Raw genomic sequence first — 25,117 nt, 5'->3', positions numbered from 1 at the left:
CCCGGGGCTCAGGCCGAGCGGGACCGCGCGGTGACGCCCGCGAGGTCGGCCGCGGCCCGACCGAGGGTGTCGATCCGCGCCGCGGTCCAGGGCCCGGCGGTGATCACGACGGCGTGGTCGATCCCGAGGTCCGCGAGCGCCGCGCACCGCTCGACGAAGGCCGCGGCGGGCTCGTCGGGCTGCAGGCGCGTGCTGACCGTCGTGAGGATCTCGTCGAAGGGCCGGTCGATCGCCGCGCAGTGCCCGGCGAGCACGTCGAGCTTGCGACGCAGGGTGGCCCCGCCGTCGGGGATGTCGAAGAGGTTGCAGGCGTCGGCGTACCGCGCGACCAGGCGCAGCGTCTGTCGCTCGCCCATTCCGCCGACGAGGATCGGCGGCCGCGGCCGGGTCAGCGGCGCCGGGCTCGAGACGGGGTGGGCGGCGCGGTGGTGGGTGCCGGTGAACGGCGAGGTGTCGCCGCGCCACATCTGCTGGGCCAGGCGCAGCGTGTCCTCGAGATGGCCGAAGCGCTCCGGCGTCGGCGGCAGCGGCAGGCCCGTGGCCTCGGCCTCCTCCTGGTGGTACCCGGCGCCGACCCCGAGCCAGGCCCGGCCGCCGGACAGGACGTCGAGCGTGGTCACGGCCTTGATCAGCAGGGCGGGCGGGCGGAACGTCACCCCGGCGACCAGGGTGCCGAGCCGCAGCCGTCGGGTGTGGGCCGCGAGGAAGCCCAGGGTGGTGAAGGCCTCGAGCACCGGGTCGTCGACGGACGTGCCGGGGATGGCCTGCAGCAGGTGGTCCGCCACCCACAGGGTGTCCAGGCCCGCGTCGTCGGCGGCGCGGGCGGTGTCGACGAGGTGGCCCGCCAGGCCGGCGGGCTCGGTCCCCGAGACGTCGGTGATCGAGATGCTGACGTGCACGTCCGCCTCCTCAGGCCGTGGTGGCGCGGTGGCGGTGGCGCGGCAGGGCGACGCTGACGGCGAGGAACCACAGCAGGCCGCCGAACCGGACGACGGGCAGCGCCGGCGCGACCGCGAGGACGGCGACGCTGAGCGTGGCGAGCACGCCGAATGCGGCCAGGACGATCCCGGTGATCGCCAGCCAGCGGGGCACGAGCCGCAGGATCAGCGCGGGGACCGCGACGCCGGCGAGCAGCAGCGCCGAGGCCACCGCGAACCCGGGGCCGCCGGCGAGGAACGCGAGCTGGGCCAGCGGCGGCGGCCGCCCCGGCGTCGCCGCCCGGCGCGACCGCGACGGCCGTGGCCGCCACGAGCGCGCTGGCGGCGACCGCCGCGGCGGCGAGCACCCCGCCGACCAGCCCGATCACCGGACCCGCGACGCGCACCCCGAGCACCTGCAGGCGCTGGAACACCGACGCGCTCCACACCGCCAGCGGCGCCGACGACGCGAACAGCAGCAGCGCCGAGACGCTGCCGAGCACGGGCGCAGCCTGCTGGGCGGCCAGCACCGCGCTCGCCGGCGCGCCGGGCCGCAGGCCGGTGTACATCGCGGCGCCGGCGATCGTCAGCCCCGCGTAGGCGATCGCGGGCGCCCACAGCGGCGGGCCCCCGGTACCGCGTCGCGTGGTGGCCGTCCTGCCGGCCGGTGCGGTGGTGGTCATCGCCCGACTCCTTCCCTCGTATAATCATGACGAATTGTAAGGGTTGCATGGCGGGACGGATTGTCAAGCGATACGGTCAGCCCGTGGCATCGGAGGAGCGGGCGGGCCTGCCCGTCGTCGGCGGGGCGTTCCTGCTCACGCAGCTCGGCACCCACAGCGCGCAGGCCTTCGCCGAGCGCATCGGCGAGCTCGACCTGACCCCGCCCCAGACGGGCCTGCTGCGGGCGATCGCACGCAGCCCCGGGAGCAGCCAGCAGGCCCTCGCCGACCTGTTGGGCACGCCGGCCACCCGGCTGGTCGCGCTGGTCGACGGCCTGGAGGAGCGGGGACTGGTCGAACGCCGCCGCAATCCCCGCGACCGGCGCCTCCACGCGGTCCACCTCACCGAGCGCGGGGACGCGCTCATGGCCGACATCGCGCGCGTGGCGACCGCCCACGACGACGCCGTGCTCGCCGCCCTCGACCCCGACGAGCGCGCGACCCTGTACGCCCTGCTCTCGCGGGTCGCCGCCGACCGGGGCCTGACCCCCGGGGTGCACCCCGGGTACCGCACGCTGCGCGCCACAGACGGTGGCGGCGCGGACGAGGTCGCCCGCTGACCTCGCCCGACGGGGGTCAGCGCACGAACAGCGAGCGCCCGCGGCGCACCGCGCGCCCGAGGCGCAGCGGCACCCACCGGGCCAGGGCACGCACGAGCTGGGTGTAGCCGGGGGTCGGCCCGACGTAGAACGCGATGCCCTTGGGGCCCTCGGCCATCTCGCCGTTGCCCGTGTCGTAGCGCGCGCCGTGCCACGGGCACACCAGGCAGCCCTCGGCGTCGACGTGGCCGTCGGAGAGGTCGCGCAGCTGGTGGCGGCAGCGCCGCGACACCGCGAACGGCTCGCCGCGGCTCGTCCCCACCGCCCACTGCCCGACCCGGCGGACCTCGCCCGGGGCCGGCTCGGCGATCTCGGTCCAGCCGGAGGTGTCGGTGGCGTCCTCTGCGTGCGTCATGCGCGGGGGTTGGGCGCCAGGCCGGGACCCCAACCCTGCCGACCCGGTAGCGTCCCGCCCCGGGGGTGCGGCCGCGGCCGCGCCACGTGACGGGTCGGTGGGCCTCGAGACGTGGGGTCGCCGGCGGACGCATGCGGCAGATGCGGGCGCGACGTGGTGCAGATCAGGGACGGACGGACGAGCGGGCGGCGCGGTGCGGGTGGTGCACCCCACCGGGGACCTCGAGGGGGCGACGGCGGACGCGCTGCGGGACGCCGTCGACGCGGTGCTGGCCGCGCGCGGCGAGGGCCTGACCACGGTGGTGGTCGACCTCGCCCGGGTGCGCAGCGTCGCCGCGGCCGGGTTGACGGCGTTGCTGCGCGCCCAGCGCGCGTGCCACGACGCCGGCCTCGACCTGCGGCTGATCTGCGCCGACGCCCCCGTGCGCCGCGTGCTGGCCGGCACCGAGCTCGGCCGCCGGCTGCCGCTCTACCCGGACCTCGACCACGCCGTGGGCACCGCGAGCGCCGAGACCCTCCTCGACGAGCTGCGCCTCAAGGTCCGCGACCACGAGCGCGCCCGGGCGAGCCTGCCCGTCATCGAGCAGGCCAAGGGGATGCTCATGGGCCGGTTCGGCCTGGACGCCGAGGAGGCGTTCACCGTCCTGCGCACCCTGTCGCAGGAGCACAACACCAAGCTGCGCGATCTCGCCGACCGGCTGACGGCCGCGGCCCCGGACGGTACCGACCGCGACGGGGCCCGCGCCCGGGCCGTCGACGCGACGCGGGAGTGGCTGCAGATCTCCGCCCGCTGATCAGCTGCCGGTGACGTGGGGGAGTCCGACCAGGGTCAGGACGTGGTCGGCGACGCTGCCCACCGGCGCGTGGAGCACGAGGGCCGGCTCCCCGTCGGCACCGCGCAGCGCGGACCGGCGTGCCGCGAACAGCGCGGCGACCCCGGCGCTGCCGAGGTGGGTCACCCCGGTGAGGTCGACGGTCAACGGCCGGGTGCCGCCGCGGGTGCGGTGCACCAGGGCGGTGTGCAGCTGGTCGGCCGTGACGGCGTCGACCGGCCCGTCGACCCGCACGCGGGGACCCTCGTGCGCGCGGTCCGGGGGCTCGTCGAGGACCAGCAGGAGCGTCGGGTCGTCGCGGTCGGCGTCGCGGGCCGGGGCGTCGGCGAACAGGTCGACGGTCGTGAGCAGCCGCGCCGGGCGGGTGAGGCGGTGCTCGACGGTGGCGGTGGTTCCCCGGTCGGGGCCGCGGTCGACGGTGAGCGCGTCGATCAGGGCCGTCGACATCTCCAGGCCCCGGCCGCGGTCGGCGCCGGGAAGCGGGCCGGGGTCGCGAGGGGTGGCGTCGGGGTCGAGTCGGGGGTCGAGCCAGCGACCGCGGTCGTGCACCGCCAGCCGCAGCACCCCGGTCGGCGACAACGTGGCGTCCAGGCGCACGGCGTCGGGGTCGGCGCGCCGGGGGCCGTCGTCGGGGTAGGCGTGCTCGACGGCGTTGGTCACCAGCTCGCCGACCGCGTGGGCGACGTCGGAGACGGTGTCCTCGCCGGCGCCGAGCGCGCGCAGCCATCCCCGCAGCTCGCGGCGCACGGCGGCGAGCGTGCGGGGCTCGGCCGGCGCGGTGAGCGCGAGGTCGGCGACCGGCTCGCGACGGCCGGTCGCGAGCAGGGTGATGTCGTCGGCGTGGCCGGTGGCGCGCACCAGCAGCTCGAGCGCCTGGGTGCAGACTCGCTCGGCCGGGGACTCGCCGTCCGCCGCGAACGACCGTCCCGCCGCGGTGTCGGCGGCCACCCGGGCCAGCTCGACGCCGCTGCTGCGCGGGTCCCGTCCGGGGCGCTCGAGGACGCCGTCGCTGTAGACCAGCAGCAGGTCGCCCACCGCGAGCCGCGCCCGGGCCGCCGGGAACGCCGCGCCGGTGCCCAGCGGTCCGCCGCCGGTGGGGGACAGGTAGCGCGCCTCGCCGGCGGCGGGCACCAGCAGCGGGGGCGGATGGCCGGCGGTCGCGTAGGTCAGCGCGCCGTCGGCGGGGTCGAGGACCGCCGCGCACACGGTGGCCGCGCGGGCGCCGGGCAGGTGGTCGGCCACCCGGTCGACGGCCGCGAGCGCCGCGGTGACGTCGCCGTCGGTGGCCCGCAGCCGCTCGCCAAGCACCGCCCGGAGCTGGCCCATCGTCGCCGAGGCCACCACCCCGTGGCCGACGACGTCGCCCACCACGAGCACCACCCGGCCGTCGGGCAGCGCCAGCGCGTCGAACCAGTCACCGCCGGCGGTCGTCCCCGCGTCGGCGAGCAGGTAGCTGGCCGCGATCTGCACCGCGGGCAGCACGGGCAGCCCCGGGGGCAGCAGCTCGCGCTGCAGCGTCGCCATGACGTCCCGGGCCGCGGCGAATCGCTGCTCGGCGTCCGCCGCGCGGGCCTGCGCCTCGTGGCGCCGCCGCACCTGCTCGGTCACGTCGGTGACGGAGCCGAGCACCCCGGTGACCGCGCCGTCGGGGCCGCGCCGGGCGGAGACGACGAAGTCGACCCAGCTCTCCCGGAGGGCCCCGTCGCCGTCGTCCAGCTGGAGGCGCCACTCGCGCCCGACCTCCGGCTCGCCCGTCGCGTACACGCGGTCCAGCAGCTCGACCAGCTGCTGGCCCTCGACCTCGGGGAGCACCTCACGCACCGTCCGGCCGACGAAGCCGGTGCGCCCGACCAGGGCCCGGTACGCTTGGTTGACGGCCGTGACGCGGTGCTCGGGGCCCGCGAAGGCGACCAGCGCGACCGGGAACTGCTCGAACGCCTCCCACACGGCGTCGCGATCACCGGTCCGGCGCCGTGACGCCTCGCCCGGCCCGTCCGCCATCCCGCCCCGGTGCCCCGCGGGCGGCGTGGCGCAAACCCCGCGACACCGGTGTGTGGGGTGCGGGGACGCCGGGGACACCAGGCGGGTTCGCGAGCCCTGGGGAGGCACGATGCGCATCGCCGTGACCGGCGCGACCGGCAACGTGGGCACGGCGGTCCTGCGCCGGCTCGCCCGCGACGACCACGAGGTGATCGGCGTGGCCCGCCGGATCCCCGACGCCCCGATCGAGGGGGAGCCCGCGGAGTGGCGGTCGATCGACCTCACCGCCGACTCCGCCAACGACCTCGCCGAGGCCTTCGCGCGCGCCGACGCCGTCGTCCACCTCGCGTGGGGGTTCCAGCCCTCGCACGACCTCGCCTACCTGCGCGAGCTCGGCGTCGGCGGCACCCGGCGCGTCGTGGCCGCGGCGGCGACGGCGGGCGTGCCGCACCTGGTGCACATGTCGTCGCTGGGCACCTACGCCCCCCGCCGCGACGACACCCCGGTGGCCGAGGACTGGCCGCACGACGGCGTCCCGACCTCGCGCTACAGCCGGCACAAGGCCGCCGCGGAGAAGATGCTCGACGACGTCGAGAGCCGCGGGACGATCCCCACCGTGACGCGGCTGCGGCCCGGCATCGTGGGCCAGCGCTCCGCCGGCAGCGCGCTGCTGCGCTACGGCGTGCCGGGCATCGTCCCGGCCCGGGCACTGGACTTCCTGCCGATCCTGCCGCTGGACCGGGGCCTCGCGGTCTCGGTGGTGCACGCCGACGACGTCGCCGACGCCGTGGCGCGGGTGCTCGACCGCAAGGCGGCCGGCGCGTTCAACCTCGCGTCCGCGACACCGCTGACGGCCGCCGACATCGCCGGGGTGCTCGGCGCCCGGCTGGTGCACGTGCCGTCCGCGGCGCTGCGCGTGGTGGCGTCGGCGGCGTGGCACCTGCGCCTGCAGCAGGTCGACACCGGCTGGCTCGACATGGCGTTCGCCCTGCCCCTGCTCGACTCGACGCGTGCGCGCACCGAGCTCGACTGGGCGCCGACGAAGGACGGCGTCGCGGTGTTCCGCGAGGTCGTCGAGGGCATGCGCACCACCGCCTCCGGCCCGACGGCCGTGCTGCGGCGGCGCACCGTCGGCCAGACCCTGCGCGACGCCGCACGCCACGGGCACGTCGCCCGCCGGTCGCGCCCGTGACGAGATCCGTGACGAGCGTGATCTCGGTGCCGCCCCGGGCCGGCGGCCTCCTCACCGCCGCCCACCCGGGGCCGGCGCTCGCGGTCGCGACGGTCGCCGCGCTGCTGGCCGTCGACGCCGGGCTCACACCGGGCACGGCGGTCGTCGTCACGCTCGCCGTCTTCACCGGGCACCTGACCCTCGGCTTCGCCAACGACCTGCTCGACGCCCGCCGCGACCGCGCGGTCGGGCGCACCGACAAGCCGCTGGCCACGGGTCGGGTCGGGGCGGGCGCCGTCACCGCGACGCTCGTCGTCGCTGCCCTCGCCTGCGTCGTGCTCTCGCTGGCCGCGGGGTGGCGCAGCGGCGTCGTGCACCTGGTGCTCGGCATCGGCGCGGGCCAGACCTACAACCTCGGCCTCAAGCGCACCGCCCTGTCGTGGCTGCCCTACGCGGTGACGTTCGGGACGCTGCCGGCCGTCGTGTCGCTGGCCGGCGCGCCGCCCGCGTGGCCGCCGTGGTGGATGCTCGCCGCCGGCGCGACGCTCGGGGTCGGCGCGCACGTGGTCAACGCCCTGCCGGACCTCGCCGACGACCTGCGCACCGGCGTGCGCGGCCTGCCCCACCGGCTGGGGGAGCGGACCGCACGCCCCCTGGCCGCCGGGCTGCTCGTCGCGGCGTCGGTGCTGGCCGCGTTCGGCCCCGCCGGCGCGCCCGCGGCGTGGGTCTGGCTCGTGCTGCTCGCGGTCGCCGCCCTCGCGGCGGTCGCCCTGATCGGCCGCGGACGCGGGCCCTTCCGCGCCGCGATGGCGATCGCCCTGCTCGACGTCGTGCTGCTCGTGGCCGCCGGATGACGGCGACCCACGACCTCGTGATCGTCGGTGCGGGGCCCGCCGGGACGGCCACGGCGCTCGGGGCCCTGCACACCGACCCGGGGCTGCGGGTGGCGCTGCTCGACCGCGACGACTTCCCCCGCGACAAGGCCTGCGGCGACGGCGTGGCCCCGCACGTGCTCGACCGGCTCGCCGAGGTCGGGGTCACGGGCCTGCTCGACGACCGCGTGCCGGCGACCCGCCTGCGCCTCGACCGGGGTGGGCGGGGCGCCGAGCGGACCATGGCGCGCCCGTCGTACGTGGTGCCGCGCGCGGTCCTCGACGCCCGCCTCGTGGTGGCCGCGCAGGCCGCCGGCGCCCAGCTGGTGCGCCACCGGGTCCGCGAGGTGGCGATCGGGGACGGCGTCGTGCTCGACGGTGCGATCGCGGCCCCGGTGGTCGTCGGCGCCGACGGGGCGCGCTCGGTGCTGCGCCGGCGTCTCGGGTGGGCGCGGGGCACGACGGCGCTGGCCCTGCGCGGTTACGCCCCGATCACCCCCGGCCGCGAGGGCGCCCAGGTGATCGCGTTCGGCACCGCCCGCCAGCCGTCGTACGCCTGGTCGTTCGACCGCGGCGACGGGTACGCCAACGTCGGCTACGGCGAGGTCCTCGGCGACGGGCAGCTGCCGAGCAAGGCCGAGCTGATCGGGCACCTCGAGAGCCTGCTGCCCGGCGCCACCCGCGACGCCGGCGACTGGCGCGGCCACCACCTGCCGCTCTCGGGGCTGCGCTGGCGCCCGCCGGCGGGCCGGGTGCTGCTGGTCGGCGACGCCGCGGGGCTGGTCAACCCCATGACCGGCGAGGGCATCTACTACGCCGTGGCCACGGGCATCGCCGCCGGCCGGGCTGCCGCGCGCGCCCTCGCGGCGGGACGCCCGGAGACCGCCGGGCGCCGGTACGCCCGCGACGCCCGCGCCCACCTCTTCCCGCACCTGCGCCACACCGCCGCCGCCGGGCGGCTGAGCCGCAGCGCGCCGATGCTGGACGCGGGGCTGCGCGCCTCGGCGGCCGACCAGCGAGTGTTCGACGACCTCGTCGAGCTCGGGCTCGCCCGCGGCCGGATCACGCCGGCCGTCGTGCGCGGCCTGGTGACCTCGCTCCTGGAGGAGAGACGACCATGCGCGTCCTGAGCGTCCGGGGCACGCTCCCCGACCACCGGTACCGGCAGGAGGAGATCACCGAGTCCTTCGCGACCACGATGCTCTCGGGCGTCGTCAACCGCGGGGTGCTCGACCGCCTGCACCGCAACGCGGGCGTCGACACCCGCCACACCGCGCTGCCGCTGGAGCGCTACGCGGCGCTGCGCGACTTCGGCGAGGCCAACGACGCGTTCATCGCGACCGGCGTCGAGCTGGGCGCCCGCGCCGTGGTGGACGCGCTCAAGGCCGTCGACCTCGCGCCCTGCGACGTCGACCTCATCGTGTCGGCCACCGTCACGGGCCTCGCCGTCCCGTCGCTCGACGCCCGCGTCGCGGCGCTGATCGGGCTGCGCGACGACGTGGTGCGCGTGCCGATCGTCGGCCTCGGCTGCGTCGCGGGGGCGGCCGGCGTCGCCCGCCTGCACGACTACCTCGTCGGCCACCCCGACGCCGTCGCCGTCCTCATGAGCGTCGAGCTCTGCTCGCTGACCCTGCAGCGCGACGACACCTCGATGCCCAACCTCGTGGCCAGCGGGCTCTTCGGCGACGGGGCCGCGGCCGTGGTGGCGGCGGGCGCGCGGCGGGCCGAGCAGCTCGCCGACGAGCGCCGGGCCCAGCCCGAGGTGCTGGCCGCGCGCAGCCGGCTCTACCCCGACTCCGAGCGCACGATGGGCTGGGACGTCGGCGCGGGCGGGCTGAAGATCGTGCTCGACAGCGCCGTCCCCGACGTCGTGCGCCGCTACCTGGGTGACGACGTGCGCCGCTTCCTCGCCGACCAGGGCCTGCGTCCCGAGGACGTCGGGTGGTACGTCGCGCACCCCGGCGGGCCGAAGGTGCTCGAGGCCCTGCAGGACGCGCTCGGCGTCGACCGCGAGGCGCTCGCCGTCACCTGGGACTCGCTGCGCCGCATCGGCAACCTGTCCTCGGCGTCGGTGCTCCACGTCCTGGCCGACACCCTGGCCACGCGGCCGCCGCGGCCCGGGTCGTACGGGCTGATGCTGGCCATGGGGCCGGGGTTCTGCTCCGAGCTGGTGCTGCTGCGGGCATCCGCGTGAGCGCCGTCCTCTACACCCTGCTCGTCGTCGCCGTCGGGGTGCAGCGCCTCGGCGAGATGGCGGTGTCCCGGCGCAACGCCTCCTGGGCGTTCGCGCGCGGCGGCGTCGAGACCGGGCGCGGGCACCTCCCGGCGATGATCGTGCTGCACACCGCGTTCCTGGCCGGCTGCGTCGCCGAGGTGTGGCTCGCCGGCCGGCCGTTCGTGCCCGCGCTGGGGTGGCCGATGCTCGCGCTGGTGATCGCGTGCCAGGGCGTGCGGTGGTGGTGCGTCCGGGCGCTCGGGCCGCGCTGGAACACCCGCGTGATCGTGGTGCCCGGGATGCCGCTGGTGCGGTCCGGGCCGTACCGGTGGCTCGCCCACCCCAACTACGCGGTGGTGGTCGTCGAGGGCCTCGCGCTGCCGCTGGTGCACGGCGCGTGGATCACGGCGGCCGTGTTCACGGTGGCGAACGCGGCCCTGCTCACCGTGCGGCTGCGGGCCGAGCGGGCGGCGCTGCGGTCCGCCGTCGAGTCCGCGGCGGTGCCTGCGTGACCCGCCACGTCGACCTGCTCGTCGCCGGCGGCGGGCCCGCCGGCCTGGTCACCGCCCTGCACGCCGCCCGCGCGGGCCTGGACGTCGAGGTCTGGGAGCCGCGCCCCGGCGCGGTGGACAAGGCCTGCGGCGAGGGCCTCATGCCCGGGGCGCTCGCCGCGCTGCAGGAGCTCGGCGTCGACCCGCCCGGGCACGCCTTCCACGGCATCCGCTACGTCGGCGGCGACCGGTCCGCCGACGCCGCCTTCCGCGACGGCGCAGCGGGCCGGGGGATCCGGCGCACCACGCTGCACGGCGCCCTGTCGGACGCGGCGACCGCGGCCGGCGCGCGGATCGAGCAGCGGGCGGTGGGCGAGCTGCGCCAGGACGACGACGGGGTGTCGGTCGACGACGTGCGCGCCCGCCACGTCGTGGCCGCCGACGGGCTGCACTCGCCCCTGCGCCGCGCGCTCGGCCTCGACACCGCGCCCGCCCGGTACCGCCGCTACGGGCTGCGCCGGCACTTCCGCACCGCGCCCTGGTCGCCGTTCGTCGAGGTGCACTGGGCGCCCGAGGTCGAGGGCTACGTGACCCCGGTGGCCGACGACCTCGTCGGCGTGGCCGTGCTCGCCACCAGCAAGGGCTCGTTCGACACGCGGGTGCGGGCGCTGCCCTCGCTCGCCGCGCTGCTGACCGACGCCGAGCCCGCCGGCGACGTCCGGGGCGCGGGCCCGCTGCGCCAGGGCGCCCGACGACGGGTGGCCGGGCGCGTGCTGCTGGTCGGCGACGCCGCGGGCTACGTCGACGCCCTGACCGGCGAGGGGCTGGCGCTGGCGTTCGCCCAGGCCGGGGCTGCGGTCCGGGCGATCACCGACGGGGCGGCGCCGCGCTACGAGCGCGACTGGGTGCGGCTGACCCGACGCTACCGCTGGCTGACCGGCGCCCTGCTGCTCGGCACCCGGCCGCGCCCGGCGCGGCGCGCGCTGGTGCCGCTCGCCCGGCTGCTGCCCCCGTTGTTCGACGGCGCGGTCAACGGGCTCGCCCGCCCCGTCGACGCAGCGTGACCTGCGCGGCACCCACGGTCGGTGGTTGCGTCGGTCTCCCGGCGTGGTGCACCATCCCAACCGAACGAACATTCGGGCGGAAGGACGGCGATGTCCGACGAGACCACGCGCCTCGCGACCGCGGCGGCTCCTGACGGGGGCACCGACGTCCCCGAGCACCTCCGGCACGAGCTGGAGGAGGCCTTCGAGCGCACGGTCGGCGGCGAGGGACGCGTTGAGCCGCGCGACTGGATGCCCGAGGGCTACCGCAAGACGCTGATCCGCCAGGTGGCCCAGCACGCGCACTCCGAGATCATCGGCATGCAGCCCGAGGGCAACTGGATCCTGCGCGCCCCCAGCCTGCGGCGGAAGGCCATCCTGCTGGCCAAGGTGCAGGACGAGGCCGGGCACGGGCTCTACCTCTACTCGGCCACCGAGACGCTCGGCGTCGACCGCGGCGAGCTCACCGAGAAGCTCATCAGCAGCAGGCAGAAGTACTCGTCGATCTTCAACTACCCGACGCTGACCTTCGCCGACATCGGCGTCATCGGGTGGCTCGTCGACGGCGCCGCGATCTGCAACCAGGTGCCGCTGTGCCGCTCGAGCTACGGCCCCTACGCGCGGGCCATGGTGCGCATCTGCAAGGAGGAGTCCTTCCACCAGCGCCAGGGCTTCGAGCTGCTGCGCACGCTGATGGCCGGCACGCAGGCGCAGCGCGCGATGGTCCAGGACGCGGTCGACCGCTGGTGGTGGCCCTCGCTGATGATGTTCGGGCCCGCCGACGGCGACTCGCCCAACACCCAGCAGTCGATGGCCTGGCGGATCAAGCGCCACACCAACGACGAGCTGCGCCAGCGCTACGTCGACATGTCGGTGCCGCAGGCCGAGGCGCTCGGGGTCACGTTCCCCGACCCCGAGCTGCGCTGGAACCCCGAGCGCGGGTCCTACGACTTCGGCGCGATCGACTGGGACGAGTTCACCGCCGTGGTGAAGGGCGCCGGACCGTGCAACGCCCAGCGCCTGGCGCACCGGCGCGCGGCCCACGAGAACGGCCAGTGGGTGCGCGACGCGGCGTCGGCGTACGCCGCCAAGCACGCCGGGACGCGGGAGGCGATGAGCGCGTGAGCATGTCCGACGACGTCACCGCGCACGTCGAGGGCGACCCCGCGGGGGATCTCGGCACCGGCACGCCGAACTCCGAGGTCGAGCTCCGCTCCGCTTCGTCTCCCAAGGCCCGCTGGCCGTTGTACGAGGTCTTCGTCCGCGGGAAGCGCGGGCTCAACCACGTGCACGTCGGCTCGCTGCACGCGCCCGACGACACGATGGCCCTGCACAACGCCCGCAACCTCTACACGCGGCGCAACGAGGGCGTGAGCATCTGGGTGGTCCGCGGCGACGCCATCACGGCGTCGAGCCCGGACGAGAAGGACCCGTTCTTCGCACCCGCCGGCGACAAGGTCTACCGGCACCCGACGTTCTACGACATCCCCGACTCCGTCCCGCACCTGTAGCGAGGGAGGCTCTCCATGGGCGGCCCCGACAGCGCTGACAGCGCCTACCAGGCCCTGGCCGAGACCCTCGACGGCGACGAGGACCGCTGGGCCTTCGGCGCCGGTTTCGACGCCGGCACCGCCGAGATCGACGCACCGGCGCCCGAGGGCGTCGACCGCGACGACCTCGCCACCTACTGCCTCATGCTCGCCGACGACGCGCTCGTCGCGAGCCAGCGCCTGGCCGAGTGGACGACCAACGCCCCGGAGCTGGAGGAGGAGGTCGCGCTCGCCAACATCGCGCTCGACCTGCTCGGCCAGGCCCGCGTGCTGCTCTCCCGCGCCGGGCACCTCGGGGCCGCCGAGCCGTTCCGCGCCGGCCCGCAGGACGACGAGGACGTGCTCGCGTACTTCCGTGACGAGCGCGCTTTCCGCAACGTCGTCCTCGCCGAGGCCGACCTCGGCGACTTCGGCCGCACGATGGCCTGGATGCTCGTGTTCTCGTCGTGGCGCCTCGCGCTGATGACCCGGCTCGTGGGCTCGCGGGACGTCGTGCTCGCCGCCGTGGCCGACAAGACCGTCAAGGAGCTCGCCTACCAGCGCCAGTACGCCGCGCAGTGGGTCGTGCGGCTCGGCGACGGCACCCCGTACTCCCACGAGCGCATGCAGGCCGGGCTCGACGGGGTGTGGCCGTTCGTCGAGGAGCTGTTCACCGTGCACCCGGTCGAGGCGCGCCTGGTCGAGGCCGGCGTCGCCGTCGACCCCGCGGCGCTGCGCGCCGAGCTCGACGCCGTGCTCGACCAGGTCCTGCCCCCCGCGGGGCTGACCCGCCCCGAGCGCCCGGCCGTCGGGCTCGTCGCCGGGCGCGGGGGCCGCGACGGCGTCCACACCGAGGCGCTGGGGCCGGTGCTCGCGATGCTGCAGTCGCTGGCCCGGGCGCACCCGGAGGCGACGTGGTGACGACCATCGATCGGGCCGTGTGGGACCTCGCCGCCGAGGTCACCGACCCCCAGATGCCGATGCTGACCCTCGCCGACCTCGGCGTGCTGCGCGGCGCGGAGACCCGCGAGGACGGGACCGTCGTCGTGACGATCACGCCCACCTACTCGGGCTGCCCCGCGCTCGACGAGATGCGCTCGGACCTCCGCCACAAGCTGGAGGAGGCCGGCCACGCGCGGGTGGACGTCCGCACCAGCTTCAGCCCGCCGTGGACCACCGACTTCATCAGTGACGCCGGGCGCCGCAAGCTCGCCGAGGCCGGCATCGCGCCGCCCGCGCACGTCGGGCCGCGCGCCGCGGGTCCGGTGCCGCTGAGGCTCGACCCGCCCGAGCCGGTCGTGGCCTGCCCGCAGTGCGGCGCGGGCGACACCGAGGTCGTGTCCCGGTTCGGGCCGACGGCGTGCACGGCGCTGCGCCGTTGCCGCGCGTGCGCCGAGCCGTTCGAGCACGTCAAGGAGATCTGATGACCGCCGCTGCCCCCGTGCGCGGGACCGGCTTCCACGCGCTGCGCGTCGGGCGCGTCGAGCGGCTCACCGACGACGCCGTCGCGGTGACCTTCGACGTGCCCGACGACCTCGCCGAGCGCTACCGCTTCCGCGCCGGCCAGTACCTGACCCTGCGCCTGCACACCGCCGCGGGGGAGGAGCGCCGGTCGTACTCGATCTGCGCGCCCGAGGGGGCCGCGCCGCGGATCGGGGTGCGCCGCGTCGACACCGGCCTGTTCTCGGAGTGGCTCGTCGACCGGCTCGCGGTCGGCGACGAGCTGGAGGTCGGGCCGCCCGAGGGGCGCTTCACCCCGTCGACCGCCGCGGGGGAGCACCACGCGCTCATCGCCGCCGGGTCCGGGATCACCCCCGTGCTCTCGATCGCCGCGACCGTACTGGGCGCGCACCCGGACAACCACGTCACGCTGCTCTACGGCAACCGGCGCACCGACACGGTGATGTTCGCCGAGGACCTGGCCGACCTCAAGGACCGCTACCGCCATCGGCTCCAGCTCGACCACGTGCTCTCCCGCGAGCCGATGGAGGCCGAGATCTTCGGCGGCCGACTCGACGCGGAGAAGCTGCGCACGTTGCTCGGCGCCCTGGTGCCGGTGCCCGACGTCGACCACTGGTGGCTCTGCGGGCCGTTCGGCATGGTCACCGACGCGCGCGAGGTGCTCGGCGAGCTCGGCGTGCCCCGCGAGCGCGTGCACCAGGAGCTGTTCTACGTCGACGCGCCGCCGCCGGAGCCCGTGCGGCACGACGACGGGGCGGACGACGGCGAGGGCGCCGCCGGCACCGTGATCCTCAACGGCCGCTCCACCGCGATCACCCTGCCCCGCGACCTGTCGGTGCTCGACGCCGCGCAGAAGGTCCGCTCCGACCTGCCGTTCGCGTGCAAGGGCGGGGTGTGCGGCACCTGCCGCGCCCAGATCACCGAGGGGGAGGTGCGGATGGCCCGCAACTTCGCCCTTGAGCAGGACGAGGTCGACGCCGGCTTCGTGCTCACCTGCCAGTCGACGCCCGTCTCCGAGACCCTCACCGTCGACTACGACACCTGACCCCCGTCCCCGCGAGGAAGCACCCGACGATGACCGCAGTGCTCCAGAGCCACGTCCAGGGCCGCTGGCAGGCCCCCACCGGCGAGGGGCGGCCGATGTACGACGCCGTCACCGGCGACGAGGTCGGCCGGGTGTCCACCGACGGCATCGACGTGGCCGCCGCCGCCGCGTACGGCCGGCGCACCGGCGGGCCTGCGCTGCGGGAGCTGTCGTTCCACCAGCGCGCCTCGCTGCTCAAGGCCCTCGCCGGGCACCTGCGCGAGCACCGCGAGGAGCTCTACGCCGTCTCGGCGCGCACCGGCGCGACGCTCGGGGACTCCAAGTTCGACGTCGACGGCGGCATCGGTGTCCTGCAGGCCTACGCGTCGAAGGGCAAGCGCGAGCTGCCGGCCGGGTCGGTGCTCGTCGAGGGCGACGTGGAGCCGCTCTCGAAGGGCGGCACCTTCCTCGGCCAGCACGTGCTGACCCCGCGCCACGGCGTCGCGGTGCAGATCAACGCCTACAATTTCCCCTGCTGGGGCCCGCTGGAGAAGCTCGCCCCGGCGTTCCTCGCCGGCGTCCCCACGATCATCAAGCCGGCCACGCCGACGGCGTTCCTCACCGCCGAGCTGGTGAGGCTGGTCGTCGAGAGCGGCCTGCTGCCCGAGGGCGCGGTCCAGTTCCTCGCGGGCTCCCTCACATCCTCTTCTGGCGGGGACCTGTTCGACCACCTCACCGAGCAGGACCTCGTCTCGTTCACCGGCTCGGCGTCCACCGCGGCGCGCCTGCGCACCCACCCGACGCTCACGGCGCGCTCGGTGCGCTTCACCGCCGAGGCCGACTCGCTGAACTGCTCGATCCTCGGGCCCGACGCCGTCCCGGGCACCACCGAGTTCGACCTCTACGTGAAGCAGCTCGCCACCGAGATGACGGTCAAGGCGGGGCAGAAGTGCACGGCGATCCGCCGGGCGTTCGTGCCGTCGGCGCAGGTCGACGCGGTGCTCGAGGCCGTGTCCGCGCGGCTGGCGAAGGTGACGGTCGGGAATCCGGCGAACCCCGACGTCCGGATGGGCGCGCTGGCGGGCACCGAGCAGCGCGAGGAGGTGCGCCGCTCGCTGAAGTCGCTGACCGACGCCGGGCGCGTGGTGTTCGGCGACCCCGACCACGTCGAGGTGGTCGACGCCGACGCCGAGCGGGGCGCGTTCCTGTCCCCGGTGCTGCTCACCGGCGACCCCGACACCGCCGCGTTCCACGAGGTCGAGGCCTTCGGCCCCGTCTCCACCGTGCTGCCCTACGAGTCCGTCGACCAGGTCGTCGAGCTCGCCGCGCGCGGCCAGGGCTCGCTGGTCGGCTCCGTGGTCACCGCCGATCCCGACGTCGCGCGCACCGTCGTCCTCGGCGCCGCGCCGTGGCACGGCCGGATGCTGGTGCTCGACGCGGCCGCCGCGCCGGAGTCGACGGGCCACGGCTCGCCCATGCCCCAGCTCGTGCACGGCGGTCCGGGTCGCGCGGGCGGCGGCGAGGAGATGGGCGGCATCCGCGGGGTGGCCCACCACATGCAGCGCACCGCGGTGCAGGGCAGCCCGGCGATGCTCACCGCGATCACCGGGCGCTGGGTGCGCGGCAGCGAGCGCACCGTCACCGACGTCCACCCGTTCCGCAAGCACCTCGAGGAGCTGCGCATCGGCGACACCGTCGTCGGCGGGCCGCGCCGGGTGACCCAGGAAGACGTCGAGCACTTCGCCGAGTTCACCGGCGACACCTTCTACGCCCACACCGACGCCGAGGCCGCGGCCGCGAACCCGTTCTTCGGCGAGCGCGTGGCCCACGGCTACCTGGTGGTCTCGTTCGCCGCCGGGCTGTTCGTCGACCCGGCGCCCGGGCCGGTGCTGGCCAACTTCGGGGTGGACTCCCTGCGGTTCCTCACGCCGGTGAAGTTCGACGACGAACTGACGATCACCCTGACCGCCAAGCAGATCACCCCGCGCGACACCGCCGACTACGGCGAGGTCCGCTGGGACGCCGACGTCACCAACGCCGCGGGCGACTCGGTGGCGCGCTACGACGTGCTCACCCTCGTCGCGAAGCAGGCGTCCTCGTGACCGTCGTCGACGCCGTGCAGCGCATGTGGGACGACGACGCCGCGTCCCGCAAGCTGGGCATGGTGCTGCACGAGGCCGTCGACGGGCGGGCGCGCCTGACCATGCGGGTGAGCTCGGAGATGGTCAACGGGCACGGCATGTGCCACGGCGGTTACCTGTTCCTGCTCGCCGACTCGGCGTTCGCGTGCGCCTGCAACAGCCCCGGCCCGGTCACGGTGGCCGCGGCCGCCGACATCGTGTTCGTCGCCTCCGCCCGCGAGGGCGACGAGCTCGAGGCGCTGGCCACCGAGCGCACTCGCTTCGGGCGCAGCGGCGTCTACGACATCACCGTCGCCCGGCCGGCCGACGGGCAGGTCATCGCCGAGTTCCGGGGCCGGAGCCGGACGATCGAGCGCGGTTGAGGCTCAGCCAGTCTCGTCAGGCCTTCTCGCTGACGATCTGGACGAGGTTGCCGCAGGTGTCGTCGAACACCGCGACCATCACCGGGCCGCCGTCGGTGGGCGGCAGGGTGAACACCACGCCCCGCTCGGTGAGGCGCCGGTGCTCGGCCTCGACGTCGTCGACGGCGAACTGGACGAGCGGGATGCCGTCCTCGACGAGGGCGTCGCGGTAGGGCTTCACCGCCGGGTGCCCGGCCGGCTCGAGCAGCAGCTCGGGCCCGTCGGGGTCCTCGGGCGAGACGACGGTGAGCCAGGAGGCGTCGCCCAGCGGGACGTCGTGGCGGACGGAGAAGCCCAGCACGTCGGTGTAGAACGCCAGCGCGGCACGCTGGTCGTCGACGAAGATGCTGGTCAGTCGGATCTTCACGGGACGTCCTCCGGGAGGGGCCAGCGCCGGGCGATCTCGGCGAGCGGCGAGCGGTCGAAGTGGTGGAACTTGGAGCGGCCTCGCCGCTCCGTCACCACCAGGCCGGCCTCCTCGAGCACCGCGAGGTGCTGCGAGACGGCCTGCCGGGTGGACGTGCGGCCGTGCCGGGTGAGCAGGACGGTGCAGATCTCGAAGAGGGTCTGGCCGTCGCGGGCGGCGAGCTCGTCGAGGACGAGACGACGTGTCTCGTCGTCGAGGGCCCGGTAGACGTCCGCCACGGGGAGCAGAATAGGCAAGTCACGGCTTGCCCATCAAGGGTCCAGTCGACGACCCTGCTCCACCACCAGCCGGTCGAACCGCGCGGGGCCGACGATCGTCAGCGCGCGGGCGGGGCCGTCGCCGACCACCTCGAAGCCGTGCTCGACGTCGCGGGGCAGGAAGATGAAGGCCCCCGCCGACGCCGTGAAGCGCTCGTCGCCGCAGAAGCCGCGCAGCTCGCCCTCGAGGACGTAGAACATCTCGTCCTCGCCCTCGTGGGTGTGCGCGGGCACGGTCAGCCCGGCGGGCGCCGCCTGCTCCATCACGCCCACGCGGCCCTCGGTGTCGGCGCCGCTCGCCTTCACGGTGAACGTCGTGCCGTCGAACTCGTAGCGCTCGCCCTCGCCGGCGGGGCGTACGAAGAAGCTCACGGGTCCTCCCTCAGCGTCCGGTGAAGCGGGGTTCCCGCTTGGCGAAGAAGGCGGCCACGCCCTCGGCCCGGTCCTCACTGGCCGCCACCCGCGCGACAGCGCCGTCGGTGGCCGCCCAACCGCGCGCGTCGGGCTCGATCAGCGCGTCCTCCACCGCGGCGAGGGTGGCCTGCACGGCGACGGGGGAGCGCGCGGCGATGCGGGCGGCGAGCGCGAGCGCGCGGTCCTCGGCGGCGCCGGACTCGACCAGCTCGGTGACCAGCCCCAGCTCCTGGCACCGGTCGGCGCCCAGCGGGTCGCCGGTGAGCAGCAGCTGGCGCGCCACCATCGGCGGGAGGGCCCGCGGGCCGCGGAACAGCGCGCCGCAGTTGGCGACGAGCCCGAGCCCGACCTCGGGCAGGGCGAAGCGCGCAGTCCGCGCCGCGACGACGAGGTCGCAGGCCAGCGCGAGCTCGAAGCCGCCGCCGTAGGCGATGCCCTCGACGGCCGCGACCAGCGGGGTGCGGCGCCGGCGCCCGACCACCCCGTAGTTGCCGCCGCGCGGGGTGGGCGCGCCGGGGCCGACGGCGATGTCGGTGCCCGCGGAGAACGACCGCCGCCCGCCGGCGAGCACCCCGCAGCGCAGCTCCGGGTCGTCGTCGAGGGTGTTCAACGCGGCGTCCAGCGCGCGCGTCATGGCGACGTCGAGGGCGTTGTGCCGGTCGTCGCGCTGCATCCGCAGCAGCAGGACGTGGCCGCGGCGCTCGACGTGCAGGCGCGCGGCGACCTCCTCGGCGGAGGGCTCGGGGGGATCGGGCCAGAGCGCGGTCGACACGGGGGCATCCTCGCGCCTCGCTCCCGGCCTGGGACCGTGGCCCCGATGTCGACGGCCGCCCTCGTCCTGGACCTGCTGGGGACGTTCGCGTTCGCCCTCAACGGCGCGCTCACGGCGGTGCGCGCGGCGCGCCTGGACATCGTCGGCGTGGTGACGCTCGGCATGATCACCGCGCTGGGCGGCGGCATCCTGCGCGACGTGCTGCTCGGGGCGCTGCCGCCGGCGACGTTCAGCGACTGGCGCTACCTCGCGGTCGCCACCGTCGGGGGCCTCGTCGCCTTCGCCGCGAGCCGCCAGCTCGAGCGCCTCGCCATGCCGATCACGGTGCTCGACGCCCTCGGGCTCTCGCTGTTCGCGGTGACCGGCGCGGGCCGGGCGATCGACCTCGGTGCGGGCGTCGGGCAGGCGATCCTGCTGGGCGGGATCACCGCCGTCGGCGGCGGCACGATCCGCGACGTCCTCGTGCGCCGGGTGCCGACCGTCCTGAGCAGCGAGCTCTACGCGATCCCCGCGCTGCTCGGGGCGGCGGTGGTGGTCGTGCCCGAGCGGCTGGGGTTCGGCGGCTTCGGGTGGACCCTCGCCGGTGCCGCCCTCGCGCTGACCGTGCGGCTGGTCGGCGTGGGCTTCCACCTCGACGCGCCCCGGCCGCCCGGTGTGGGGCCGGCGGACTGATGGGTCCGTGACGCGGCGCGCCCCGATGGGGCAGGGGTGGGACAGCCGCGCCGAGCTGGTCGACCACCGCTGGGTCGAGCGGACCGCCCGGCGCCCCGCCGCCGAGGCCGGGCTGCAGCTGCGCTCCGCTGGCCCGGGGCCCGTCGAGGGGGCACCCTGAGGTCCATGAGCGAGGGCGGCACGGACGGCGGGGATCCGAAACCGGACCCGGGGGCCGAGGACGCCGAGGCCGCGCTCGGTGCCGCGGTGGACGACGTGGTCCGGGCCGAGGCGAAACGGCAGTTCATGGCGCGCTTCCTGGGCGTCGACCGCGCCGAGGGCACGGGCCGCGGCGAGGAGCACTGGAACGAGAGCCTCCGGCGCGACCACCTCCGCGACCTCGGCGCGGACCCGGACGGCCCGGACGACTGACGCCCCCGGGCCCGGCGTTCGGGGTGGGACCCGTGTCCTGAGGACACGGTGCGTCCTGGGCGATCCGCCCCGGCGAGGGGTCAGGGTCACGAGGGGCACGTGGCGCATGATCGAGAGGCGCCGGCACCTGCCGGACGTGCCCCTCGCGCCCCGTTCGGCATCATGTCGCCGTGGCGGACTTCGGCACCCCGACGCCCGGCCCCGGCAACGACCCCGGGCCCGTCGGCCGCATCGTGCTGCTGCTCCTGTGGTTCGTGCTGGGCGTCGCCCCGTTCCTCTTCTCGCTCGGCGACCTGCAGCTCGCCACCGGGTCCGTGGGCACCCCCGGGACGCTGACCGTCGAGCAGTGCACCGAGCTCGGCCAGGGGCGCTACGACTGCACCGGCACCTTCGCCCCCGACGACGGCGGGCCGGCCGTGGCCGTGGACGCGTCCCCGGACTCCACCGCCGGCGACGTCCGCCGGGCCCAGCTCGCGCCCGAGGGCGACCGCGCCGTGCCCGCCGGGACGGCCGGCGTCCTCGCGGCCCTCACGGTGCCGTTCCTCGGCGTCGTGGTGCTCGCGTTCCTGCCCGCCGTGGCGCTGTGGGCGCTCGGGAGCCGGCGCAGCAAGCGCCCGGCGCTCGTCGGCGGGGTCGGGGTGGCCGCGATCGGGGCCGTCGGCGTGGTCGTGGGCATGGTCGCCGCGTACGCCTGACCCGGGATCAGGTCGGCATCCGCGCCCCCGCCCGTTCCGCGCCGATCCCGGCGAGCACGACGGCGGCGACGGCGGCCGCGGCGAGCACCGAGGGCACCTGGTGCAGGAGCACCACGCCGATGACGAGGGCGATCGCGGGCTCGAGGCACATGAGCGTCCCGAAGGCCGCGGTGGTGAGCCGGCGCAGGGCCAGCAGCTCCAGGCTGAACGGCACCACGGGGAGCAGCAGCGCGATCCCCAGGCCCGTGAGCAGCACCGACGCGTCGATCCGCCCCGCCTCGAGGTGGGCGAGGAGCCCCGGGCCGGCGACCGCGGTGGCGACGAGCGCGGCGACCGGCATCGACACCGCGAGCCCGGTGAGCCCGGTGACGTGGTCGCCGACGCGCTGGGTGAGCAGGATGTAGCCCGCCCAGCAGGCCGCGGCGCCGAGGGCGAAGGCGACGCCGGCGGGGTCGAGGCCCGCCTGCCACGGACTCGTGAGCAGCACGACGCCCGCGCCCGCGAGCAGCGCCCACCCGCGCGCCCGGCCCCGGCCGCGCAGCAGCGCGACGCCGAGCGGACCGAGGAACTCCAGCGCGGCGGCCGTGCCCAGCGGGATGCGGGCGATCGCCTCGGTGAACAGGATCGTCAGGCCGGCGGTGACCACGCCCAGCGCGACGCACGCCGCGAGGCTCGACCGCGTGAACGCCGAGGGCCGCGGGCGCGCGAGGAGCACCAGCAGCAGCCCGGCCCACAGCAGCCGCAGACAGGCGGTGCCCGTGGACCCGATCTGGTCGAACAGCCCGACCGAGAGGGCGAGCCCGAGCTGGACGCAGAGCATCGCGCCGACCGCCATCCCGGCGCCGGTGCGGGGCGAGGGCGGGCGGGTGCCGGTGGTGGGGGAGAGGGCGGAGGCGGTCACGAGCACCAGTGAAGAGGGCGACATCGTTCGCGTCCACGTGAGCATCCTTCACACATCGTTCGTCGATGGCGGACAATGGTCGGCGTGGACACGCGCCGCCTGCCCTACCTCGTCGAGTTCGCCCGGCACGGCTCGATGCGGGTGGTGGCCGAGGTCCTGGGCACGAGCACGTCGGTGGTGTCCCAGCAGATCGCGGCGCTGGCGCGCGAGTCCGGCGCCGCGCTGGTGGAGCCCGAGGGGCGGCGGTCCCGGCTGACCCCCGCCGGGCGGCGGCTCGCCGAGCACGCGCGCACGATCCTCGCGGCGGTCGAGACCGCGCGCCTCGACCTCGACCCGGAGGCCGAGCCGCGCGGGGTGGTGCGCGTGGCCGGGTTCGCGACGGCGATCCGGCGGGCGGTGATGCCGACGGTGGCCGCGCTGGCCGTGTCGCACCCGGGCGTCACGCTGACGATCCGCGAGCACGAGCCGGCCGAGGCGCACGCGATGCTCGTCGCCGACGGCGTCGACCTCGCCCTGACCTACGACTACGACCTCGCGCCCGACGCCCTCGACCCGGACCTCACCGCCTCGCCGTTGTGGACGACGGCGTGGGGGCTCGCCGTCCCGTCCGCCGACGTCCCCGCCCCCGGTGCCGACACGCTGACGGTGATCGCCGCGTTCCGGGACCGGGCGTGGATCGGCAACTCGCGCAACCCGGCCGACGAGCAGGTGCTGCGCACGCTGGCCTCGATGGCGGGCTTCCGGCTGCACACCGCGCACGAGGCCGACAGCCTCGAGCTGGTCGAGGAGCTGGTCGTCGCCGGGCTCGGCGTCGGCCTCCTGCCGCGGGACCGGCCCGTCCGCGACGGGGTGACCGTCGTCCGGCTCACCGCCCCCGGCGTCCGACAGCGCGCCTACGCCGTGACCCGGCGGGGGCGGGCGAGCTGGCCGCCGGTGGCCCTCGTGCTCGACGCGATCGCTAGCGGCAGAGCGCGATGTTGACGTCAGCGGTCCCGGCCGCGGTGAACAGCGAGAGCCACAGCGGCAGGTACATCTCCGTCGCCCGCGCGGCGGAGAGCCCGCCGAGGTCGAGGACGCGGTGCGCGGGCCAGCCGAACGCTGCGAGCAGGGCGCGCACCGCCGCCTTGGCGTCCTCGTCGTCGCCGGCCACGAAGGTCACGTGCTCGCCGGGCACCCGGGCCGGGTCGGCCATGACCTGGCAGTTCATCGTGTTGAGGCCCTTCACCACGCGCGCCGTGGGGAAGGCCGCCTGCAACCGCTCGGCGAGGCTGTGGTCGGTGGCCGCCCCGATGGCGGGGTAGGGCCCGCCGCCGGAGAAGTCGAGCACGTTGGCGACGTCGAGCACGACGAGCCCGGGGTGGTCGGCCACCCCCGCGTCGCCCGACGCGGCGAGCGAGCCCGCTCCGTTCGTCGCGTTGACCAGCAGCTCGGCGTGGGCGCCGGCCTCGGCGTTCGCCACCAGCCGGATGGTGTCGTGCGCGTCGAGCCAGCCGGCGTACCCGTCGCGATCGCGGGTCCGCGCCGGGTCGCGCGTGCCCACGACGACGTCGTGACCGACCTCCGCGCAGCGCCCGGCGAGCGCCCGCCCCACCTCACCCGTGCCCAGGACCGCGATGCGCATCGGATCTCCTCTCGTCGACGCCGCCGACGCTAGGACCTCGATCGCGGTCGAGGGCAAGCGCGAGCAGGGCATGCTCTGCGGGCGTGGCCCCCGTCCTCGACCCCGACGTCCGGCGCACCATGATCGCGGCGCTGGTGCCCGACGCCGAGCCGCTGGTCGGCGCGCTGCGGGCGCGGCTCGACCCCACCGCGCGGCGCGGGCTCGGCGCGCACCTGACGCTCGTGTACCCCTTCCTCGAGCCCGCCGCGGTCGACGACGCCGCGGTCGCGGCACTGCGCGAGGCGGTGGCGCCCGTGGCGGCGTTCACCGCCACGTTCGGCGCGGTGCGGTGGTTCGACCGGCGGGTGCTGTGGCTCGCCCCGGAGCCGGTGGCCCCGTTCCGCGACATCGCCGAGCGGATCCGGCGCGCCGTGCCCGCGGTGCCGCCTGCGGACCGCGAGCTCGTCCCGCACCTGACGGTCGGGCTGCGCCGGGCGGCGTCGGCGCGGGACCTCGAGGCGGCGGCCGAGGCGCTCGTCCCGGAGCTGCCCCTGGTCACGCGGGTCGACCGCGTGCACCTGCTGGCCCGCGACGAGCGCTGGCGCACCGTGGCCGAGGTGCCGCTGACCGGCTAGCGGTCAGTTCTTCTGCACGTTGCGCGCGAGGATCCCCAGCGTCGCCTTGAGCGCCTGCTCGGAGACCACGGGGAAGATGTCGCGCTCGGCCCACTCGGGGTGGATCGCCGACCAGTCGAGGTAGGACACGACGCGGGTGCCGTCGTCGTCGGGCTCGAGGCGGTAGCCGTAGACGTGGCCGATGAACGGCTTCGCCTGGCCCTCGATCGTCCAGGCGATCTCGCGGTCGGGCTCGTAGACGGTGATGACCACGTCGACGTCGTAGCGCCCGAGCGGCCGGTCGCCCAGCGCCTCGCGGTCCATGTGCACGGTGAAGCGGTCGCCGACGGCCTCCACCGGCTCGCCGGTGGCGTCCATGAGCATCCCGGAGCTGTCGATGGCGACGTGCCCGTGCGGGTCGCGCAGCACGTCGAAGATCGTCGCCGGCTCGGCGTCGATCCATCGGGGGACCTCGATGCGCTGCTCGCTCACGGTGCGGAGCATGTCACCCCCCGTGCGGATCTCCGGGACCGGCGTCCCCGGACGGAACACGGCCGGCCCCACGGGCGTTGTGCGCACAGCAAGCCGAGACCGAGGAGGT

33 protein-coding genes are annotated in these 25,117 nt (G+C 76.2%); 22 read left to right on the top strand and 11 right to left on the bottom strand.

Annotation, left to right across the window (positions count from 1 at the left end; all coding sequences use genetic code 11):
* Window positions 1–8 precede the first annotated feature (8 nt).
* Window positions 9–899, bottom strand: a complete 891-nt coding sequence (locus tag ACQPX6_RS15950; protein ID WP_433781194.1) for a TIGR03560 family F420-dependent LLM class oxidoreductase — start codon at window positions 897–899, stop codon at window positions 9–11.
* 10 nt (window positions 900–909) lie between these two features.
* Window positions 910–1,149 (bottom strand): hypothetical protein, encoded by a 240-nt coding sequence (locus ACQPX6_RS15945; RefSeq protein ID WP_433781193.1) that lies wholly within the window; start codon window positions 1,147–1,149, stop codon window positions 910–912.
* An 89-nt stretch (window positions 1,150–1,238) separates the two neighbouring features.
* Here ACQPX6_RS15945 and ACQPX6_RS15940 point away from each other — a divergent pair, with 89 nt between their 5' ends.
* On the top strand, window positions 1,239–1,517 hold the full coding sequence (locus tag ACQPX6_RS15940) for a hypothetical protein (RefSeq protein WP_433781192.1): 279 nt from the start codon (window positions 1,239–1,241) through the stop codon (window positions 1,515–1,517).
* 166 nt (window positions 1,518–1,683) lie between these two features.
* Entirely contained in the window at window positions 1,684–2,199 is a 516-nt protein-coding gene (locus ACQPX6_RS15935) for a MarR family winged helix-turn-helix transcriptional regulator (protein ID WP_433781191.1), read from the top strand.
* Window positions 2,200–2,215: 16 nt separating this feature from the next.
* On the opposite strand, the gene ACQPX6_RS15930 is transcribed toward ACQPX6_RS15935, so the two are convergent.
* Window positions 2,216–2,593: a Rieske (2Fe-2S) protein gene (locus ACQPX6_RS15930; protein WP_433781190.1), complete on the bottom strand. Its 378-nt coding sequence runs from the start codon at window positions 2,591–2,593 to the stop codon at window positions 2,216–2,218.
* 202 nt (window positions 2,594–2,795) lie between these two features.
* Between ACQPX6_RS15930 and ACQPX6_RS15925 the strand changes: the two genes are divergently transcribed.
* On the top strand, window positions 2,796–3,386 hold the full coding sequence (locus ACQPX6_RS15925) for an ANTAR domain-containing protein (protein ID WP_433781188.1): 591 nt from the start codon (window positions 2,796–2,798) through the stop codon (window positions 3,384–3,386).
* Here ACQPX6_RS15925 and ACQPX6_RS15920 read toward each other — a convergent pair whose 3' ends face one another.
* On the bottom strand, window positions 3,387–5,426 hold the full coding sequence (locus ACQPX6_RS15920) for a SpoIIE family protein phosphatase (RefSeq protein ID WP_433781186.1): 2,040 nt from the start codon (window positions 5,424–5,426) through the stop codon (window positions 3,387–3,389).
* 109 nt (window positions 5,427–5,535) lie between these two features.
* Here ACQPX6_RS15920 and ACQPX6_RS15915 point away from each other — a divergent pair, with 109 nt between their 5' ends.
* The 13 genes from ACQPX6_RS15915 (at window position 5,536) to paaI (ending at window position 17,714) form a co-directional block, all read left to right on the top strand.
* Complete coding sequence (locus ACQPX6_RS15915) at window positions 5,536–6,597, top strand: NAD-dependent epimerase/dehydratase family protein (protein WP_433781185.1); 1,062 nt, start codon at window positions 5,536–5,538, stop codon at window positions 6,595–6,597.
* Window positions 6,598–6,605: 8 nt separating this feature from the next.
* The gene (locus tag ACQPX6_RS15910) at window positions 6,606–7,430 is read left to right on the top strand and encodes a UbiA family prenyltransferase (RefSeq protein WP_433781184.1); all 825 of its coding nucleotides are present in this window, start codon (window positions 6,606–6,608) and stop codon (window positions 7,428–7,430) included.
* Window positions 7,427–8,578 (top strand): NAD(P)/FAD-dependent oxidoreductase, encoded by a 1,152-nt coding sequence (locus tag ACQPX6_RS15905; RefSeq protein WP_433781183.1) that lies wholly within the window; start codon window positions 7,427–7,429, stop codon window positions 8,576–8,578. The genes ACQPX6_RS15910 and ACQPX6_RS15905 overlap by 4 nt, the downstream gene beginning before the upstream one ends.
* Window positions 8,566–9,642 carry a type III polyketide synthase gene (locus tag ACQPX6_RS15900; RefSeq protein WP_433781182.1) on the top strand — a complete coding sequence of 359 codons (1,077 nt, stop codon included), beginning with the start codon at window positions 8,566–8,568 and terminating at the stop codon, window positions 9,640–9,642. The genes ACQPX6_RS15905 and ACQPX6_RS15900 overlap by 13 nt, the downstream gene beginning before the upstream one ends.
* Window positions 9,639–10,175, top strand: coding sequence for an isoprenylcysteine carboxyl methyltransferase family protein (locus ACQPX6_RS15895; protein WP_433781181.1), 537 nt, complete (start codon window positions 9,639–9,641; stop codon window positions 10,173–10,175). Before ACQPX6_RS15900 ends, ACQPX6_RS15895 begins: the two co-directional genes overlap by 4 nt.
* Entirely contained in the window at window positions 10,172–11,218 is a 1,047-nt protein-coding gene (locus ACQPX6_RS15890) for an FAD-dependent monooxygenase (RefSeq protein WP_433781179.1), read from the top strand. Before ACQPX6_RS15895 ends, ACQPX6_RS15890 begins: the two co-directional genes overlap by 4 nt.
* A 90-nt stretch (window positions 11,219–11,308) precedes the next feature.
* The gene (gene paaA / locus ACQPX6_RS15885) at window positions 11,309–12,322 is read left to right on the top strand and encodes a 1,2-phenylacetyl-CoA epoxidase subunit PaaA (protein ID WP_433781177.1); all 1,014 of its coding nucleotides are present in this window, start codon (window positions 11,309–11,311) and stop codon (window positions 12,320–12,322) included.
* A 119-nt stretch (window positions 12,323–12,441) separates the two neighbouring features.
* Complete coding sequence (gene paaB, locus ACQPX6_RS15880) at window positions 12,442–12,708, top strand: 1,2-phenylacetyl-CoA epoxidase subunit PaaB (RefSeq protein WP_433788284.1); 267 nt, start codon at window positions 12,442–12,444, stop codon at window positions 12,706–12,708.
* 15 nt (window positions 12,709–12,723) lie between these two features.
* Window positions 12,724–13,647: a 1,2-phenylacetyl-CoA epoxidase subunit PaaC gene (paaC, locus tag ACQPX6_RS15875; protein ID WP_433781176.1), complete on the top strand. Its 924-nt coding sequence runs from the start codon at window positions 12,724–12,726 to the stop codon at window positions 13,645–13,647.
* Window positions 13,644–14,150 (top strand): 1,2-phenylacetyl-CoA epoxidase subunit PaaD, encoded by a 507-nt coding sequence (gene paaD / locus ACQPX6_RS15870; protein ID WP_433781174.1) that lies wholly within the window; start codon window positions 13,644–13,646, stop codon window positions 14,148–14,150. Before paaC ends, paaD begins: the two co-directional genes overlap by 4 nt.
* A complete protein-coding gene (gene paaE / locus ACQPX6_RS15865; RefSeq protein WP_433781173.1) occupies window positions 14,150–15,232 on the top strand; it encodes a 1,2-phenylacetyl-CoA epoxidase subunit PaaE in 1,083 nt (360 codons plus the stop codon). Before paaD ends, paaE begins: the two co-directional genes overlap by 1 nt.
* 29 nt (window positions 15,233–15,261) lie before the next feature.
* Complete coding sequence (gene paaZ / locus ACQPX6_RS15860; RefSeq protein ID WP_433781172.1) at window positions 15,262–17,313, top strand: phenylacetic acid degradation bifunctional protein PaaZ; 2,052 nt, start codon at window positions 15,262–15,264, stop codon at window positions 17,311–17,313.
* 23 nt (window positions 17,314–17,336) lie between these two features.
* Entirely contained in the window at window positions 17,337–17,714 is a 378-nt protein-coding gene (gene paaI, locus ACQPX6_RS15855) for a hydroxyphenylacetyl-CoA thioesterase PaaI (protein WP_433788283.1), read from the top strand.
* Between the two features lie 16 nt (window positions 17,715–17,730).
* Here paaI and ACQPX6_RS15850 read toward each other — a convergent pair whose 3' ends face one another.
* From ACQPX6_RS15850 to ACQPX6_RS15835, 4 genes are read right to left on the bottom strand one after another with little or no spacing between them, the layout of a single operon-like run.
* On the bottom strand, window positions 17,731–18,120 hold the full coding sequence (locus ACQPX6_RS15850; protein WP_433781171.1) for a VOC family protein: 390 nt from the start codon (window positions 18,118–18,120) through the stop codon (window positions 17,731–17,733).
* Complete coding sequence (locus ACQPX6_RS15845) at window positions 18,117–18,398, bottom strand: ArsR/SmtB family transcription factor (protein WP_433781170.1); 282 nt, start codon at window positions 18,396–18,398, stop codon at window positions 18,117–18,119. Before ACQPX6_RS15845 ends, ACQPX6_RS15850 begins: the two co-directional genes overlap by 4 nt.
* 33 nt (window positions 18,399–18,431) lie before the next feature.
* Entirely contained in the window at window positions 18,432–18,809 is a 378-nt protein-coding gene (locus ACQPX6_RS15840; protein WP_433781168.1) for a cupin domain-containing protein, read from the bottom strand.
* Window positions 18,810–18,819: 10 nt separating this feature from the next.
* The gene (locus ACQPX6_RS15835) at window positions 18,820–19,623 is read right to left on the bottom strand and encodes an enoyl-CoA hydratase-related protein (protein ID WP_433781167.1); all 804 of its coding nucleotides are present in this window, start codon (window positions 19,621–19,623) and stop codon (window positions 18,820–18,822) included.
* 45 nt (window positions 19,624–19,668) lie between these two features.
* Between ACQPX6_RS15835 and ACQPX6_RS15830 the strand changes: the two genes are divergently transcribed.
* The 4 genes from ACQPX6_RS15830 to ACQPX6_RS15815 all read left to right on the top strand — a co-directional run bounded on the left by ACQPX6_RS15830 (window position 19,669) and on the right by ACQPX6_RS15815 (window position 21,401).
* The gene (locus ACQPX6_RS15830; RefSeq protein ID WP_433781165.1) at window positions 19,669–20,295 is read left to right on the top strand and encodes a trimeric intracellular cation channel family protein; all 627 of its coding nucleotides are present in this window, start codon (window positions 19,669–19,671) and stop codon (window positions 20,293–20,295) included.
* 7 nt (window positions 20,296–20,302) lie between these two features.
* Window positions 20,303–20,455: a hypothetical protein gene (locus ACQPX6_RS15825; protein WP_433781164.1), complete on the top strand. Its 153-nt coding sequence runs from the start codon at window positions 20,303–20,305 to the stop codon at window positions 20,453–20,455.
* A gap of 5 nt (window positions 20,456–20,460) precedes the next feature.
* On the top strand, window positions 20,461–20,706 hold the full coding sequence (locus ACQPX6_RS15820; RefSeq protein ID WP_433781162.1) for a hypothetical protein: 246 nt from the start codon (window positions 20,461–20,463) through the stop codon (window positions 20,704–20,706).
* A 170-nt stretch (window positions 20,707–20,876) separates the two neighbouring features.
* Window positions 20,877–21,401: a hypothetical protein gene (locus ACQPX6_RS15815; RefSeq protein ID WP_433781160.1), complete on the top strand. Its 525-nt coding sequence runs from the start codon at window positions 20,877–20,879 to the stop codon at window positions 21,399–21,401.
* Window positions 21,402–21,408: 7 nt separating this feature from the next.
* Here the strand turns inward: ACQPX6_RS15815 and ACQPX6_RS15810 are convergent, their stop codons facing one another.
* Entirely contained in the window at window positions 21,409–22,302 is an 894-nt protein-coding gene (locus ACQPX6_RS15810) for an EamA family transporter (RefSeq protein WP_433781159.1), read from the bottom strand.
* 84 nt (window positions 22,303–22,386) lie between these two features.
* Here ACQPX6_RS15810 and ACQPX6_RS15805 point away from each other — a divergent pair, with 84 nt between their 5' ends.
* On the top strand, window positions 22,387–23,283 hold the full coding sequence (locus ACQPX6_RS15805; protein ID WP_433781158.1) for a LysR family transcriptional regulator: 897 nt from the start codon (window positions 22,387–22,389) through the stop codon (window positions 23,281–23,283).
* Here the strand turns inward: ACQPX6_RS15805 and ACQPX6_RS15800 are convergent.
* Window positions 23,261–23,923: an NADPH-dependent F420 reductase gene (locus ACQPX6_RS15800; protein ID WP_433781157.1), complete on the bottom strand. Its 663-nt coding sequence runs from the start codon at window positions 23,921–23,923 to the stop codon at window positions 23,261–23,263. The two genes, ACQPX6_RS15805 and ACQPX6_RS15800, sit on opposite strands and share 23 nt — an antisense overlap.
* A gap of 83 nt (window positions 23,924–24,006) precedes the next feature.
* On the opposite strand from ACQPX6_RS15800, the gene ACQPX6_RS15795 reads away from it, so the two are divergent.
* Window positions 24,007–24,537 (top strand): 2'-5' RNA ligase family protein, encoded by a 531-nt coding sequence (locus tag ACQPX6_RS15795; protein WP_433781156.1) that lies wholly within the window; start codon window positions 24,007–24,009, stop codon window positions 24,535–24,537.
* Window positions 24,538–24,540: 3 nt separating this feature from the next.
* Here the strand turns inward: ACQPX6_RS15795 and ACQPX6_RS15790 are convergent, their stop codons facing one another.
* Complete coding sequence (locus ACQPX6_RS15790; RefSeq protein ID WP_433781154.1) at window positions 24,541–25,008, bottom strand: SRPBCC family protein; 468 nt, start codon at window positions 25,006–25,008, stop codon at window positions 24,541–24,543.
* Window positions 25,009–25,117: the final 109 nt, after the last annotated feature.

The sequence above is a fragment of the Actinomycetospora sp. CA-101289 genome (genome assembly GCF_050955895.1).
Taxonomy (GTDB): Bacteria; Actinomycetota; Actinomycetes; order Mycobacteriales; family Pseudonocardiaceae; genus Actinomycetospora.
The sequence above is the reverse complement of the archived record's forward strand: the minus strand, read 5'-3'. Positions and strand labels throughout refer to the sequence as shown.

Excerpts from the sequence above, each read along its gene's own strand:
- ACQPX6_RS15930 (WP_433781190.1), bottom strand. The coding sequence starts at position 2,593 with ATGACGCACGCAGAGGACGCCACCGACACCTCCGGCTGGACCGAGATC.
- ACQPX6_RS15920 (WP_433781186.1), bottom strand. The coding sequence starts at position 5,426 with ATGGCGGACGGGCCGGGCGAGGCGTCACGGCGCCGGACCGGTGATCGC.
- ACQPX6_RS15915 (WP_433781185.1), top strand. The coding sequence starts at position 5,536 with ATGCGCATCGCCGTGACCGGCGCGACCGGCAACGTGGGCACGGCGGTC.
- ACQPX6_RS15905 (WP_433781183.1), top strand. The coding sequence starts at position 7,427 with ATGACGGCGACCCACGACCTCGTGATCGTCGGTGCGGGGCCCGCCGGG.
- ACQPX6_RS15900 (WP_433781182.1), top strand. The coding sequence starts at position 8,566 with ATGCGCGTCCTGAGCGTCCGGGGCACGCTCCCCGACCACCGGTACCGG.
- paaA (WP_433781177.1), top strand. The coding sequence starts at position 11,309 with ATGTCCGACGAGACCACGCGCCTCGCGACCGCGGCGGCTCCTGACGGG.
- paaC (WP_433781176.1), top strand. The coding sequence starts at position 12,724 with ATGGGCGGCCCCGACAGCGCTGACAGCGCCTACCAGGCCCTGGCCGAG.
- paaE (WP_433781173.1), top strand. The coding sequence starts at position 14,150 with ATGACCGCCGCTGCCCCCGTGCGCGGGACCGGCTTCCACGCGCTGCGC.
- paaZ (WP_433781172.1), top strand. The coding sequence starts at position 15,262 with ATGACCGCAGTGCTCCAGAGCCACGTCCAGGGCCGCTGGCAGGCCCCC.
- paaI (WP_433788283.1), top strand. The coding sequence starts at position 17,337 with ATGTGGGACGACGACGCCGCGTCCCGCAAGCTGGGCATGGTGCTGCAC.
- ACQPX6_RS15830 (WP_433781165.1), top strand. The coding sequence starts at position 19,669 with ATGTCGACGGCCGCCCTCGTCCTGGACCTGCTGGGGACGTTCGCGTTC.
- ACQPX6_RS15820 (WP_433781162.1), top strand. The coding sequence starts at position 20,461 with ATGAGCGAGGGCGGCACGGACGGCGGGGATCCGAAACCGGACCCGGGG.
- ACQPX6_RS15800 (WP_433781157.1), bottom strand. The coding sequence starts at position 23,923 with ATGCGCATCGCGGTCCTGGGCACGGGTGAGGTGGGGCGGGCGCTCGCC.